General features: G+C 69.1%; 13 protein-coding genes and 1 pseudogene. 10 read left to right on the plus strand and 4 right to left on the minus strand.

What is annotated here, in order from left to right; genetic code table 11:
* Window positions 1-3 precede the first annotated feature (3 nt).
* The gene (locus V5D55_RS18925) at window positions 4-1,665 is read right to left on the minus strand and encodes a BglG family transcription antiterminator (protein ID WP_435746076.1); all 1,662 of its coding nucleotides are present in this window, start codon (window positions 1,663-1,665) and stop codon (window positions 4-6) included.
* Between the two features lie 182 nt (window positions 1,666-1,847).
* Window positions 1,848-1,925, minus strand: a pseudogene (locus tag V5D55_RS18930) (hypothetical protein); the annotation flags it as partial.
* Between the two features lie 167 nt (window positions 1,926-2,092).
* Between V5D55_RS18930 and V5D55_RS18935 the strand changes: the two are divergent.
* The 10 genes from V5D55_RS18935 (at window position 2,093) to V5D55_RS18980 (ending at window position 11,568) form a co-directional block, all read left to right on the plus strand.
* Window positions 2,093-2,410 carry a PTS sugar transporter subunit IIB gene (locus V5D55_RS18935; protein ID WP_435746079.1) on the plus strand — a complete coding sequence of 106 codons (318 nt, stop codon included), beginning with the start codon at window positions 2,093-2,095 and terminating at the stop codon, window positions 2,408-2,410.
* On the plus strand, window positions 2,407-2,688 hold the full coding sequence (locus tag V5D55_RS18940; RefSeq protein ID WP_435746081.1) for an HPr family phosphocarrier protein: 282 nt from the start codon (window positions 2,407-2,409) through the stop codon (window positions 2,686-2,688). Before V5D55_RS18935 ends, V5D55_RS18940 begins: the two co-directional genes overlap by 4 nt.
* Window positions 2,685-4,370: a phosphoenolpyruvate--protein phosphotransferase gene (gene ptsP / locus V5D55_RS18945; RefSeq protein WP_435746083.1), complete on the plus strand. Its 1,686-nt coding sequence runs from the start codon at window positions 2,685-2,687 to the stop codon at window positions 4,368-4,370. Before V5D55_RS18940 ends, ptsP begins: the two co-directional genes overlap by 4 nt.
* Window positions 4,367-5,899, plus strand: a complete 1,533-nt coding sequence (locus V5D55_RS18950; protein WP_435746085.1) for a PTS mannitol transporter subunit IICB — start codon at window positions 4,367-4,369, stop codon at window positions 5,897-5,899. Before ptsP ends, V5D55_RS18950 begins: the two co-directional genes overlap by 4 nt.
* Window positions 5,896-6,327, plus strand: a complete 432-nt coding sequence (locus tag V5D55_RS18955) for a PTS sugar transporter subunit IIA (protein ID WP_435746088.1) — start codon at window positions 5,896-5,898, stop codon at window positions 6,325-6,327. The genes V5D55_RS18950 and V5D55_RS18955 overlap by 4 nt, the downstream gene beginning before the upstream one ends.
* A gap of 17 nt (window positions 6,328-6,344) precedes the next feature.
* Complete coding sequence (locus tag V5D55_RS18960; protein WP_435746091.1) at window positions 6,345-7,502, plus strand: mannitol-1-phosphate 5-dehydrogenase; 1,158 nt, start codon at window positions 6,345-6,347, stop codon at window positions 7,500-7,502.
* A gap of 86 nt (window positions 7,503-7,588) precedes the next feature.
* Window positions 7,589-8,881: a flavin-containing monooxygenase gene (locus tag V5D55_RS18965; RefSeq protein WP_435746093.1), complete on the plus strand. Its 1,293-nt coding sequence runs from the start codon at window positions 7,589-7,591 to the stop codon at window positions 8,879-8,881.
* A complete protein-coding gene (locus V5D55_RS18970; protein WP_435746095.1) occupies window positions 8,878-9,831 on the plus strand; it encodes a bile acid:sodium symporter family protein in 954 nt (317 codons plus the stop codon). The genes V5D55_RS18965 and V5D55_RS18970 overlap by 4 nt, the downstream gene beginning before the upstream one ends.
* On the plus strand, window positions 9,828-10,793 hold the full coding sequence (locus V5D55_RS18975; RefSeq protein WP_435746098.1) for an SDR family oxidoreductase: 966 nt from the start codon (window positions 9,828-9,830) through the stop codon (window positions 10,791-10,793). Before V5D55_RS18970 ends, V5D55_RS18975 begins: the two co-directional genes overlap by 4 nt.
* 52 nt (window positions 10,794-10,845) lie before the next feature.
* Window positions 10,846-11,568, plus strand: coding sequence for an alpha/beta hydrolase (locus V5D55_RS18980; protein WP_435749347.1), 723 nt, complete (start codon window positions 10,846-10,848; stop codon window positions 11,566-11,568).
* 9 nt (window positions 11,569-11,577) lie between these two features.
* Here the strand turns inward: V5D55_RS18980 and V5D55_RS18985 are convergent, their stop codons facing one another.
* Together V5D55_RS18985 and V5D55_RS18990 are read right to left on the minus strand one after the other, a co-directional pair.
* The gene (locus V5D55_RS18985) at window positions 11,578-12,063 is read right to left on the minus strand and encodes a hypothetical protein (protein WP_435746100.1); all 486 of its coding nucleotides are present in this window, start codon (window positions 12,061-12,063) and stop codon (window positions 11,578-11,580) included.
* Between the two features lie 26 nt (window positions 12,064-12,089).
* Window positions 12,090-13,190 (minus strand): polysaccharide deacetylase family protein, encoded by a 1,101-nt coding sequence (locus tag V5D55_RS18990; protein WP_435746102.1) that lies wholly within the window; start codon window positions 13,188-13,190, stop codon window positions 12,090-12,092.
* Window positions 13,191-13,193: the final 3 nt, after the last annotated feature.

Raw genomic sequence — 13,193 nt, forward strand, 5'->3', positions numbered from 1 at the left:
CGATCAGCCGTCGATCACCGCGACGAGCTCGTCGAGGAAGGCTTCGAAGGTGGTGCCGCGCCGCACGATCCGCTGCACGCTCTCGCGTTCGCTGAACACCTCGACCAGCTGCTCGAACACGGTCTGGAACGCTGCTCGATCGCTCTCGCTGAATGCGGCGAGCGCGACGACCTGCACGCGTCCTCCACCCCAGGCCGCAGTTCCCTCTGCCACTCCGATGGCGATCGCCGTGCGGGTCGCGGTCATCTGCAGGGCGTGCGGCACGGCGAGTGCGTCGGTGAAGGCGGTCGACGACATCCGTTCGCGCACGATCGTGTTCTCGACGTAGTCCTCGCCGATCAGCCCCGTCTCGACGAGGAGCCCGCCGAGACGGCGGATGATCGCTTCCTCGCCCTCGTCGGGGAGCGGGTACACATAGGCGTCTGCGTGGAAGTAGCGGGCGAGCTCCGCGCGGAGTCTCGTCAATCGGCGACCGCGGCGCAGACGTGCGGCGGCCTGCTGGATGCGATCGACGTCCGCGTCGGTCAGGAACGGCTGGATGCGCACGAAGCGGTCTCCTGCGGCGCCCGGCTCGATGGTGCTGAGCACGAGGTCCGTGTCGAACGACGCCCAGTCCGGGTCGACGTTCGTGATCACGCTCGTGACCTCGATCGCCGATCCGAGCGAGCGGTCGACGCTGGACCGCAGCAGTTCGTGCAGCTCGTAGTACCCCGGGCAGACGATCGTCGCCGTGAGGATCGACTCCGCTTTCCGGCTGCGCTCGAGGCGTCCGCCGACGTGCATCGCGACGTACGCGATCTCGTCGTCGTGGATGGGCGTGCCGACGCGGTCGTGCAGTCCGCTCGCGATGGATACCGCGACCTCGAAGATCATGGGGTAGGTCGTCTTCAGTGAACGGGTCAGCGGGTTCCGGGTGAGGGCGCTCTCCTCGGCCCGCCTCAGCAGGTTCTGCACGTGCAGTGCGAGGCGGAGCACGAACGTCTCGTCGACGAGGTCGACCTGGTAGTCCTCGGCGGCCCGAGCGATCTCTGCCCGAACGGCTGCCTCGACGTGCGGATCGACGCCGCTCCGCGCCACATCGCGCGTCGCATCCTCACCCGGGGCGACGATGCGCGTGAGCACCAGCGAGGCGAGGTGTCCGCTGTCGCCCTCCCCCAGCATCACGGCGAAGTGTTCCGATGCCAGGCGCGCGATGACCGCGCCGACGCGCGGGATCTCCTCGCGCGCACCGGATGCTGACGATTCGAGCGAGTGACCGGCGGCGACACGCTCGGCCGCGATCGCGATGTGCAGCAGCACGTCGGCGATCGCGAGCTCGTTCACGTAGTAGCCGAGTTCGCCCAGTTCGCGCACCAGCGCGGTCTTGAACGGTCCGACCGCGTCGGTGGCGACAGCGCTGCCGGAGAGAGCGCGGCGGAACGTCTCGGGGTGGAACGAGGCGTCGTCCATCTCGTCGTGCGCGAGCCGGGACAGGAGGCGCCGCTGAGCGGCCTCGTTCCCGTGCAGCCGCACGGTCTCGAGATCCCGTTCCAGGGTGAGCTCGGTGCCGTCGAGGAGACCGCGCACGCGCACGAGATCCGCTTCGAGCGTCGCCTCGCTGACGTGCAGCTCGTCGGCGGTGTCGTAGACGTCGATTCCGGTCGGCACATCGAGCAGGGTGCGCACGAGCGCATGCAGTCGATCGCGGGGCGCCGACTCCCCGGTCTGCCGCAGCCGCTTCGCGCCGCGGGCGCCCGGGCCTGCGCGGTAGCCCGCCGGTCCGGACTCGACGACGCCGGCCCCGGGGTACGGGCGTTCAGCGCGGCGACGTAGGAGCGGATGCTGCGCGGTGTCACGCCCAGCAGATCGGCGAGGCTCCCGGCCGTCGCCCAGCCCTCCTGGCGCAGCAGCGCGGAGAGGAGCTGGTCCTGGCGCTGACGCGACATGATCCCTCCGACTTCTCACGTGCTGACTGCACTGTCCTGGCGTGACCTCCATGATGTCAGCAAGCAGGCACGGGTGCGCGGAAGCCGTTGTTCCGCGGGGGCGGAAAGGAACCTGTTGGCGTGAGAGCACCTCTGGTTCACAGACTGTTCTCAGGAAGGTGGCATCGATGAGGATCCTCGTAGTCTGCGGCGCCGGCGCGTCCAGCACGTTCGTCGCACAGCGGCTCCGGCATGCGGCGACGAATGCCGGGCTGGAATGGGAAGCATCCGCCGGGATGGAGCATTCCGTCTCGGGAAGCGATCACGATCTGATCCTGGTCGGCCCCCACCTCTCCGACCGTCTCGACGCCATCCGCGGCCACGCACATGCGCCCGTCGTCGTCCTCCCGGACGACGTGTTCGCCGACCGCGACGGGTCATCCACGCTCGCGCTGGTGCGCTCCGTCCTCTCCGACCTCAGGAACACCCCGAAGGGAACATCATGACCGCCACCCGCACCGTCCGCATCGGCTCGTCGCACGGGCTGCACGCCCGCCCCGCGAAGCTCTTCGCGCAGGCGGCGAAAGAATCCGGCATCCCGGTCACGATCGCGAAGGACTCGGGCAAGCCGGTGAATGCCGCCAGCATCCTGGGCGTCATCGCCCTCGCCGTCGAGCATGGCGACTACGTCACGCTCACTGCCGACGGGGACAATGCGGAGGACGTGCTGGACACGCTCACCGAACTGCTGACGACCGACCACGATCAGGACGCCGCCGGATGAGCGAGCTCCGCGGAGTGGGCATCGGTCTCGGGGTCGCCCAGGGGCCGGTCGTCCGGATGGCGGAGCCCGTCCCTGCTCCGGAGAACACTCCGAGTGCTCTGGGCGCGGAGGCGGAACGCCAGCGCTCCCGCGACGCCGTCGAGACGGTCGCTCGCGAGCTGAACGAACGCGGCGCGAAGGCGGGAGGGTCGGCGCAGGACGTGCTCGAGGCGCAGGCGATGATCGCCGAGGACCCGACGCTGCAGGACGAGGTCGACTCCCGGATCGATGCCGGAGCCACCGCCGAGTGGGCAGTGCACGACGCCTTCGCGAGCTTCCGCGCGACACTCGAAGCGGTGGGCGGCTACCTCGGCGAGCGCGCCGCCGACCTCGACGACATCGCCCAGCGGGTGCTCGCGCGGCTGCGGGGCGTCGATGCTCCGGGGGTTCCGGATCCCGGTCACCCGTTCGTCCTGGTCGCCCGCGACCTCGCCCCTGCCGACACCGCGCTGCTCGACCTCGACCAGGTGCTCGCGCTGATCACCTCCGACGGCGGGCCCACCTCGCACACCGCCATCCTCGCCCGCGAGAAGGGCATCGTCGCGATCGTCGGCGTCGCCGACGCGGCAGCGCTCTCCACCGGCGAGACGGTGATCGTCGATGCCGCTGCCGGCGTCGTCACCACCGACCCGACGGAGGAGGAGAAGGACCGCGCCGCTCAGCGTGCGGCCGCTCGCGCCGTCTCGGACACGGCCCCACTGACACCCGGCGCCCTCGCCGACGGCACTCTGGTCGCACTGCTGGCGAACCTGGGGAAACCCGCGGACGCAGCCGATGCGGTCGCTCGGGGGGCCGAGGGCGTCGGGCTGTTCCGCACGGAGTTCCTGTTCCTGTCTTCTGCGCAGGCGCCGACCATCGCACAGCAGCGCCAGTCGTACCGGGAACTCCTCGCCGCGTTCCCCGGCAAGAAGGTCGTCGTGCGGATGCTGGATGCCGGAGCCGACAAGCCCCTGGCGTTCCTCAACGATGCACATGAGGAGAACCCGGCACTCGGACTCCGCGGCATCCGGGCGCTGCGCGCCAGCGAAGACATCCTGCGCGAGCAGCTCACCGCCCTCGCTGAAGCGGACGCCGAGACGGATGCCGACCTCTGGGTCATGGCGCCGATGGTGGCGACCGTCGAGGAGACGGTGTACTTCACGACCCTCGCGCGCGACTACGGGCTGAAGACGGCCGGGGTCATGGTCGAGGTGCCGGCGAGCGCGCTGCTCGCCGACCGAGTGCTCGCGCACGCCGACTTCGCCTCGATCGGCACCAACGACCTGACGCAGTACACGATGGCCGCCGACCGGATGCTCGGCTCGGTGGCCGGATTCCAGGACCCGTGGCATCCGGCGGTCCTCCGCCTGGTACGCGAGGTCGGCGATGCCGGTGCCCGCCTGGGCAAGCCGGTCGGCATCTGCGGCGAGGCCGCGGCCGATCCGCTGCTGGCCGTCGTGCTGATCGGACTCGGCGCGACCAGCCTCTCGATGGCGCCGTCGGCTCTCGCCGATGTACGCCACACCATCTCCCGACGCACCCTCGACGAGGCCCGCACCCTCGCCGAGATCGCTCTGGCGGCCGATGACGCCACCAGCGCCCGCAATGCCGTGGTCGAAGCCGCCACGGCTCTCCCCTCCCATCAGAAAGAGACGACATCATGACGACGACGTCACCCGCCGCCCAGAAGTCTGGCGGCCTCCGAACGGGCGTGCAGCGTTTCGGCACGTTCCTGTCCGGAATGATCATGCCCAACATCCCCGCGCTGATCGCCTGGGGCATCATCACCGCGTTCTTCATCCCGGTGGGCTGGACGCCGAATGCGCAGCTCGAGACCCTCGTCGGTCCGATCATCCACTACCTGCTGCCGATCATCATCGCCTACACGGGCGGCACGATCGTCTACAAGACCCGAGGCGGCGTCGTCGCGGCCATCGCCGTCATGGGCGCCATCGCGGGGTCGGACTACCTCATCGCCCAGGTGAACGCCACGCTTCCCGCCGACAACCAGCTCGGCCAGATCCACATGTTCATCGGCGCGATGATCATGGCACCGCTCGCGGCGTACTCGATGAAGTGGCTCGACTCGCTGTGGGACGGCAAGATCAAGGCGGGCTTCGAGATGCTCGTGAACATGTTCTCGGCCGGCATCTGGAGCTTCGTCCTCGTCGTGATCGGCTTCTACCCGGTCGCCTGGCTCGTCAACGGCCTGATGAACGTGCTGTCCACCGCTGTCAACTGGCTCATCGAGACGAATCTCCTCCCGCTGACGAGCATCCTCATCGAGCCCGCCAAGGTGTTCTTCCTCAACAACGCGATCAACCACGGTGTGCTGACCCCGCTCGGAACGCAGCAGGCAGCCGAGAGCGGCAAGTCGATCCTGTTCCTCCTCGAGGCGAACCCCGGCCCCGGCCTGGGTCTGCTGCTCGCGTTCACGATCTTCGGTATCGGCGCCGCACGCGCTTCGGCCCCCGGAGCAGCGGTCATCCAGTTCGTGGGCGGCATCCACGAGGTGTATTTCCCGTTCGCCCTGATGAAGCCCGTGCTCATCGTCGCGCTGATCGCCGGTGGCATGACCGGTGTCACCACGAACATGCTGCTCGGCACCGGCTTGATCGCACCAGCGGCCCCCGGCAGCATCATCGCGGTTCTCGGCCAGACCTTCCGCACCGACTATCTGGGCGTGATCCTCTCCGTCATCCTCTCCGCCGCGGTCACCTTCCTCATCTCCATGCTGATCCTCCGCGCGAGCCGCAAGAAGGACCTGGCCAAGGAAGACGCCTTCGCGGCGGCGGTCGCCCAGACCGAAGCCAACAAGGGCAAGTCCTCCGACGCGCTGAGCGGCCTGGCAGCGAAGGCAGCCGCGGGAGCGGGATCGGGGGTCGCCACCGACCGTCGCATCTCGAACGTCGTGTTCGCCTGCGATGCGGGCATGGGCTCCTCGGCGATGGGCGCGAGCGTGCTGCGCAACAAGTTCAAGAAGGCGGGCGTCGAGGGCATCACAGTCACGAACCAGGCCATCGCGAATCTCGACGGCACGGCCGACCTCGTGATCACGCAGCAGCAGCTGACCGATCGAGCGAAGGCGCAGTCGCCGAACTCGATCCACGTCTCGGTCGACAACTTCATGAACGCACCCCAGTACGAAGAGGTCGTCGAGATGGTGCGTGAGCAGCGAAAGGAAACATCATGAGCGTTCTCAGCCTCGGCCAGGTCCGCATCCACTCCGGCAGCAGCACGCAGGATGCCGCGCTCCAGGAGGCCACCGACATCCTCGTCTCCGCGGGAGCCGTCACCCCGGCCTACGTCGACGCAATGCGCCAGCGGGAGGAGACCGTCTCGACCTTCATGGGCAACGGCCTTGCGATCCCGCACGGCACGAACGAGACCAAGGACGCGATCCTCGGTTCCGCCCTCTCGGTCGTCCGCTACGACGGCGGCGTGGACTGGGCGGGTGAGCAGGCCACCTTCGTGATCGGCATCGCCGGCCGCGGCGACGAGCACCTGGAGATCCTGTCGCAGATCGCGATCCTGTTCTCGGATGACGACGACGTGGCGAAGCTCAACGCCGCGCAGACGCCCGATGAGCTGTTCGCGTTGCTCTCCGCCGTGAACGAGTGATGGGCGGCGAACGAGGCATGAAAGCGGTCCACTTCGGCGCCGGCAACATCGGGCGCGGGTTCGTCGGCCTGCTGCTCCACGAGGGCGGATACGAGGTCGTGTTCTCCGACGTCGCCGACGCCCTCGTGGACGCGATCAACGCCGTCGACGAGTACACCGTGCACGAAGCCGGTCCGGGTGGGGTCGACCACGTCGTCACCGGATTCCGGGCCGTGAACAGCCGCACCGACGCCGAGGCCCTCACCCGGGAGATCGCGACGGCCGATGTCGTCACGACCGCCGTCGGACCGACCGTGCTGCGCTTCGTCGCTCCGGCGATCGTCGCGGGTCTGGCCGCTCGCACGGACGACGCCGCTCCCCTGCAGATCATGGCCTGCGAGAACGCGATCGGGGCGACCGACCTGCTTCGCACCGAGATCGAGAAGGCGGCGGGAGCGGATGCCGGCGAGCTGCTCGCTCGCGCGGTGTTCGCGAACACCGCGGTCGACCGCATCGTGCCCGCCCAGCCCGCAGGTGGCGGCGTGGACGTCACGGTGGAGCCGTACTTCGAGTGGGCGATCGAGTCGGGGCCGTTCGGCGGGAACCTCCCGGTGATCCCGGGCGCGCACTTCGTCGAGGATCTCGCCCCGTTCATCGAACGCAAGCTGTTCACGGTGAATACCGGGCACGCCGCCACGGCGTACTTCGGCGCTCGCGCCGGGGTCGAGCGCATCTCGGACGCCCTGGCAGACCCCGACGTCGCCGCACGGGTCACGGCGGCGCTGGAGGAGACGTCGGCCGTCCTGGTCGCGGAGCACGGGCTCGACCCGGCCGAGCTCGCAACCTACCGTGCAACCATCCTCGACCGGTTCCGCAATCCCGCGCTGATCGACACCGTGCAGCGCGTCGGACGGCAGCCGTTGCGCAAGATCTCGCGGCACGAACGGTTCATCGGGCCGGCCGCCATGGCCGCCGAACGCGGCCTGCCTGCGGATGCCCTGGTCGCCGCCGTGGCGGCGGCCCTGGAGTTCGACGATGCCGACGACGAGCAGTCCGTGGATCTCCAGCGCCTGCTGCGCGCCGAAAGCGCGGAGTCCTTCACGGGGCTGACGACCGGCCTCGACCCCGAGCATCCGCTCTTCGCGGCCGTCCGCGATGCCGTCGCGGCACGCCAGCAGAGCCTCCGGGAGAGCTGAGTCCGCGCCGCTCGATGAACGCCCCCGTCCACCGGTTACGATCGGTGGACGGGGGCATTCGCGCACAGTGACGTGCAGGGAGCAGCATGAACAGATACGCCGTGATCGGCGCGGGCCCGTCGGGGCTGGCCACGGCACGAGCGCTGCAGAAACGCAGCATCGCGGTCGACGGCTACGAGGCCTCGCACGGCGTGGGCGGTCTCTGGGACATCACCAACGCCCGCAGCACCATGTACGAGTCCGCGCACCTGATCTCGTCGCGCACGACGACCGAGTTCACGGAGTTCCCGATGCGGTCGCGGGCCGACTACCCCGGGCACCGCGTGCTGCGCGAGTACTTCCAGGACTACGCCGACCATTTCGGACTCACCGAGCGCTTCCACTTCGACACGAGGGTCACGCGACTCGAGCCCCGCGACGGCGGCTGGGATCTCACCAGCGCTGGCCCGGAGGGCGAGCACACCCGCAGGTACGCCGGCGTGGTGCTCGCGAACGGGACGCTCGCCGAACCGAACATCCCCTCCTTCCCCGGAGAGTTCGCGGGCGAGCTGCTGCACACCAGCGCCTACAAGTCACCGTCCCAGCTCGCCGGCAAGCGGGTGCTGCTGATCGGTGCCGGCAACTCGGGCTGCGACATCGCGGTGGATGCTGTGCATCACGCGGCATCCGTCGACATGAGCGTGCGGCGCGGCTACTACTTCGTCCCCCGCTACCTCTTCGGCAGGCCGAGCGACACGCTCAACCAGGGACGCCCGCTTCCGGCACGGATCAAGCAGGCGGTCGACAGCAGGGTGCTGCGGGCTTTCACCGGTGACCCGGTGCGCTTCGGATTCCCGAAGCCGGACTACCGCATCTACGAGTCGCATCCGATCGTGAACACCATGGTCCTGAACCACCTCGGACAGGGCGACCTGCGGATCAAGGCCGACGTGGAGAGGTTCGACGGCCGCACCGTGCACTTCCGCGACGGCAGCGCCGACGAGTACGACCTCGTGCTGCTCGCGACGGGATACACCCTGGACTACCCGTTCGTCGACCGCGAGCACCTGCATTGGCAAGGCGCCTCTCCGCGCCTGTTCCTGAACCTGTTCCCGGCGTCGTTCAACGGCTTGTACGTCATGGGGATGATCGAGGCATCCGGGATCGGCTGGCAGGGCCGCTACGAGCAGGCCGATCTCCTCGCGACCTATCTGGACGCGGTCGAGCGCGACGCGCCGCGCGCCGCCCGGTTCCGAGACAGGGTCACCGGCTCCCCCTGGCCGGATCTGACCGGCGGATACCACTTCCTCGGACTCGACCGCATGGCGTACTACGTCAACAAGGACGCCTACCGAGGCGCGGTCAAGCGGGAGAAGGGTGCCTTGGAGGTCTCGACGTGAACGTCGACGACGTCGTCCTCTCGTTCACCCCGGGAACCCTCACGATCCTCAACGTGGTGCTCGGCCTCATCATGTTCGGCATCGCGCTCGACACCGCGCCGAGCGACTTCCGCGTGGTGGCGAAGCATCCGAAGCCCTTCGTGATCGCGCTGCTCGCCCAGCTGCTGCTGCTCCCGATCGCCACGTTCCTGCTCACGCTCGTGCTGCCCGTACCTCCGTCGATGGCGCTCGGGATGCTGCTCGTCGCGTGCTGCCCGCCCGGGAACATCTCACAGGTGCTCACCCATCGCTCGGGCGGCAACGTCGCGCTCTCGGTGTCACTGACCGCCGTCGGAAATCTGCTCTACATCGTCGCCATGCCTCTGAGCATCACCTTCTGGGGTTCTCTGCATCCGACCGCTCGCACCCTGCTCCGCGAGGTCGCCCTCGACCCGTGGCGGATGCTGCTGGAGATCGTGCTGATCGTCGGGCTGCCGTTCGCGCTGGGCCTGCTGCTGCGGGCGAAGGCGCCGCGGCTGTCCGCTCGCGTGCAGCCGTTCGTGAAGTGGTTCAGCCTGCTGGCACTGCTCGGCTTCATCGTCGCGGCACTGGTCGGCAACTGGGCCGTGTTCGTGCAGGTGCTGGGAGTGATCCTGCTCGTCGTCGCCGTGCACGACGCCGTCGCGCTCGCGCTCGGATACGGCACAGCCGTCGTCGGCGGACTCGGCACGCGCGAGCGCAAGGCCGTGACCTTCGAGGTCGGCATCCGCAACGCCGGGCTCGGTCTCGGCCTGGTGTTCCTGTTCTTCGACGGCCTCGGCGGCATGGCCATCGTCGCCGGGTGGTGGGGCATCTGGGATATCGTCGCTGGCCTGGTGCTCGCGGGCCTCTGGGCCCGGCATACCCGCAGGCGCACCGGCTCTGCGTCGGGCGATGCCAGCGGGCGCACGGTCAGCGGGTCCGTCCCATGACGCGAATCCTGATAACCGGGGGCTCCGGATTCCTCGGATCGCACGTCGCCCGCGCGCTGGCTGCGAGAGCGGATGTCGAGCTGGTCGTGTCGGCCGACCTGCGCCCGGGTGTGCCGCGCCCCGGCGTCACCGAGGCGGTGCTCGACGTGACGGACGCGACCGCGATCGCGCCGCTGATGCGCGCGCACGGCATCGACACGGTGGTGCATCTCGCAGCGATCGTCAATCCCGGGAGTGACGTCGACCTCGAGTATCGCGTCGACGTCACGGGCTCGGCGAACGTGCTCGCCGCGTGCATCGAGACGGGAGTGCGGCGGATCGTCGTGTCCAGTTCCGGCGCCGCGTACGGGTACCACCCCGACAACCCGGAGTGGATCGACGAAGACCAGCCGCTCAGAGGCAACGACGCATTCGCGTACTCGCGCCACAAGCGGCTCGTCGAGGAGATGCTGGCCGAGCACCGCCGGACGCACCCCGGGCTCGAGCAGGTGGTGTTCCGGATCGGCACGATCCTCGGACCCGAGGTGCGCAACCAGATCACCGCGCTGTGGGATGGTCGCAGGATCCTCCGCATCGCCGGGTCCGACTCCCCCTTCGTCTTCATCTGGGTCGACGACGTCGCGGGCGCCATGGTTCGGGCCGCGACCGACGGCCCCGCCGGCGTCTTCAACATCGCCGGGGATGGACGGATGACGGCGCCGGAGATCGCCTCGCGCCTGCGGAAGGGGCAGCTCGTTCTCCCTGCCGGCGTGCTGGCCGCGGGACTGTGGATCGGACGGATGCTGCGCCTCACCGCGCACGGCCCGGAGAAGGTGCCGTTCCTGCGATACCGCCCGGTGCTGGCGAACCAGCAGCTGAAGGACCAGTTCGGGTACACCCCGGCGCGGACCTCGCGTGAGGCGTTCGAGGAGTACATCGCGACGCATCCCTCCGTCGTGGGCGACGGAGCACGAGGATCGTGAGCCGGAGTAGCGTGGAAGCGTGCAGAGGAGACGTGGGCGACGCGCGCTGAAGATGATTCTCTGGGGACTGGTGATCGTGCTGGTCCTGGGTGCCGGAGGAATCGTCGCCTGGAGCCAGATCGGAGTGATGGCCGCGGAGCCCGAGCCCCTCGCAGGCGTGCGGGCGAATCCGGCGATCACCGTGGAGGACGCGGAACAGGGCATCGTCCTCGCTCCCGCCGACGGAGACTCCGACTTCGGACTCGTGTTCGTGCCCGGCGCCAAAGTCGACCCCTGGGCGTACGCGCCGATTCTGCAGGGCCTGGCCGAGGAGGGTGTCACGGTCGTGATCACTCGCCCCTGGCTCAACCTCGCCTTCTTCGACCCGCGCGGACTCGACGCATTCACCTCCGCGGATCCGGAGATCGACACGTGGACGGTGGGCGGACACTCCCTCGGTGGCGTGCGAGCCTGCCAGCTCGCCGCCGACGCCGACGCGCTCGTCCTGTTCGGGTCCTACTGCGCGACCGACCTTTCCACGAGCGACCTCCCCGTGCTCAGCCTCTCGGGCAGCGAGGACGGTCTCTCGACCCCGGAGAAGATCCAAGATGCGCGCGACCAGCTGCCGGACGATGCGGAGATGATCCAGATCGACGGTGCGTCGCACGCATCCTTCGGCGACTACGGACCGCAGGACGGCGATGGGACCCCGACGATCTCGGCCGATGAGATGCACGCCGACGTCACCCGGGCCGTCGGCGGTTTCCTCGACGCCGTCGAAGATCGCGCGCGCTGAGAGCCCGGGCTACGGGGCTGGCGGCAGAACGTCGTCCAGCAGCGGGTGCAGATGACGGCTGCGCAAGACCGTCGCAGCGGAGCGCGCACCCGCAGCGAGGGCTGCCAGCACGTCCGCACCCAGCGTGCAGACGGCCAGGCTGGCCCCCGCGTCGACGCAGAAGCGCAGGAACGCCACCGGATCGCCGAGTCGATCCGCATTGCAGAAGACGGCGTCGGCGGCCGCCAGGAAGGGCCGGTGGAACTCGGCGGCGCCGTCGTAGTCGTGCACGTCGACCCAGATCGGGATGCCGGTGGCGCGGGCCATCGGCAAGAGCCGGAGAGGTTCCGCGGCGAGATCGAGCACGATGGCGTCTGCGGCATCCATCGCGGCACGCAGCGACCCGTCGTCGGCGCCGTCGGCGGTGCCCGGAGCCGACAGATACAGCGACACCCGCTCGCCGGTACGGGTCTCCCAGGACTCCTCGACAGGACCGGCGATGAAGACGGAGGCCATGGATTCATCCTGCCCGCTAACGGGCCTCACCCGATGCGCGAGATCAGCGCGTCGAGCCCCATACCGTAGTCGATGCGCACGACCGGCAGGGCGAGCTTGTCGGTCCCGATCTCGACGTAGCCGGGTTCGATCGTGCGCGCCATGTCGAATCCCGCCTGCGCGACGCCCTGCTTCGCCGTGTCGTTGCAGTGGCCGAACGGGTAGGCGATCACCTCGCGCACACCGAGGATGTCGCCGGAGGTGTTGAGATCCGCGGCGATCTCGTCCGCGGTCCAGTTCACCATCCTCCCCTCTCCGTTCTCACCCGCCTGGTGCATGTCGTGCGTGTGGGAGCGACGGAGGACGTAGATGGACGGCGGCGGGTCCTGCCGATACGCGGTGACCATGAACGATGTCGCGAGCACCTTGTGCTTCTCCACGACCGCCGCGGCGAGATCGAACCAGGTCTGGTCGGCGTCGTCGTCCGTGACGATCACCGATCGGGCGGGCAGGAAGAGGCGCCCGTCGATGAAGGCGCTCAGCTCGTCCCACGTCGGCAGATAGAAGCCGGTCGTCGCGATGTGGTTCATCTGCGCGTCGAAGTCGCCGATGTACGCGTAGTTGCCTCGCAACCAGCCCTTCTCCCCTTCGGGGGCCGCCGTGAACTGGTGATACATGAGGATCGGCACTCTGGCCGCCTCGGCGACGTTCTCCTCCGGCGTCTTCCACGAGGCGTACAACGTGACCTGCTGGTCCTCGCAGACGACCGGATCGGCACCGTTCACCCGTCCGGCGGCGTCGAATCCCCCGGCTGCGGCCTCGGTCGCATACCAGCCCGCGAAGACGCGACCGTCGACCATGGGGATCGGCAGACCCTGGTACAGGGCTTTCTGCCACTGGAGCACCGGGTCGGCCGGTGCTCCCTCGCCGACGAACGTCACCGCGCACGCGAGCGGATCGTCGGCGTCGGCGACCAGCTGTTGGGCGGGCGTCAACGGGTGCTCGATCGCCGCGGAGCCTGCCCGCGGGGCGGGTTCCTCCACGTCTCGGTTGAGCCAGAGGAATGCTGCGACGGCACCGCCGACGGCCACGAACGCCGCACTGATGCCCAAGACGGCGCCGAGGCGCCGCTTCCCCCCGGAAGCCACGGA

Source organism: Microbacterium sp. PMB16, from assembly GCF_051294855.1.
Lineage (GTDB): Bacteria > Actinomycetota > Actinomycetes > Actinomycetales > Microbacteriaceae > Microbacterium.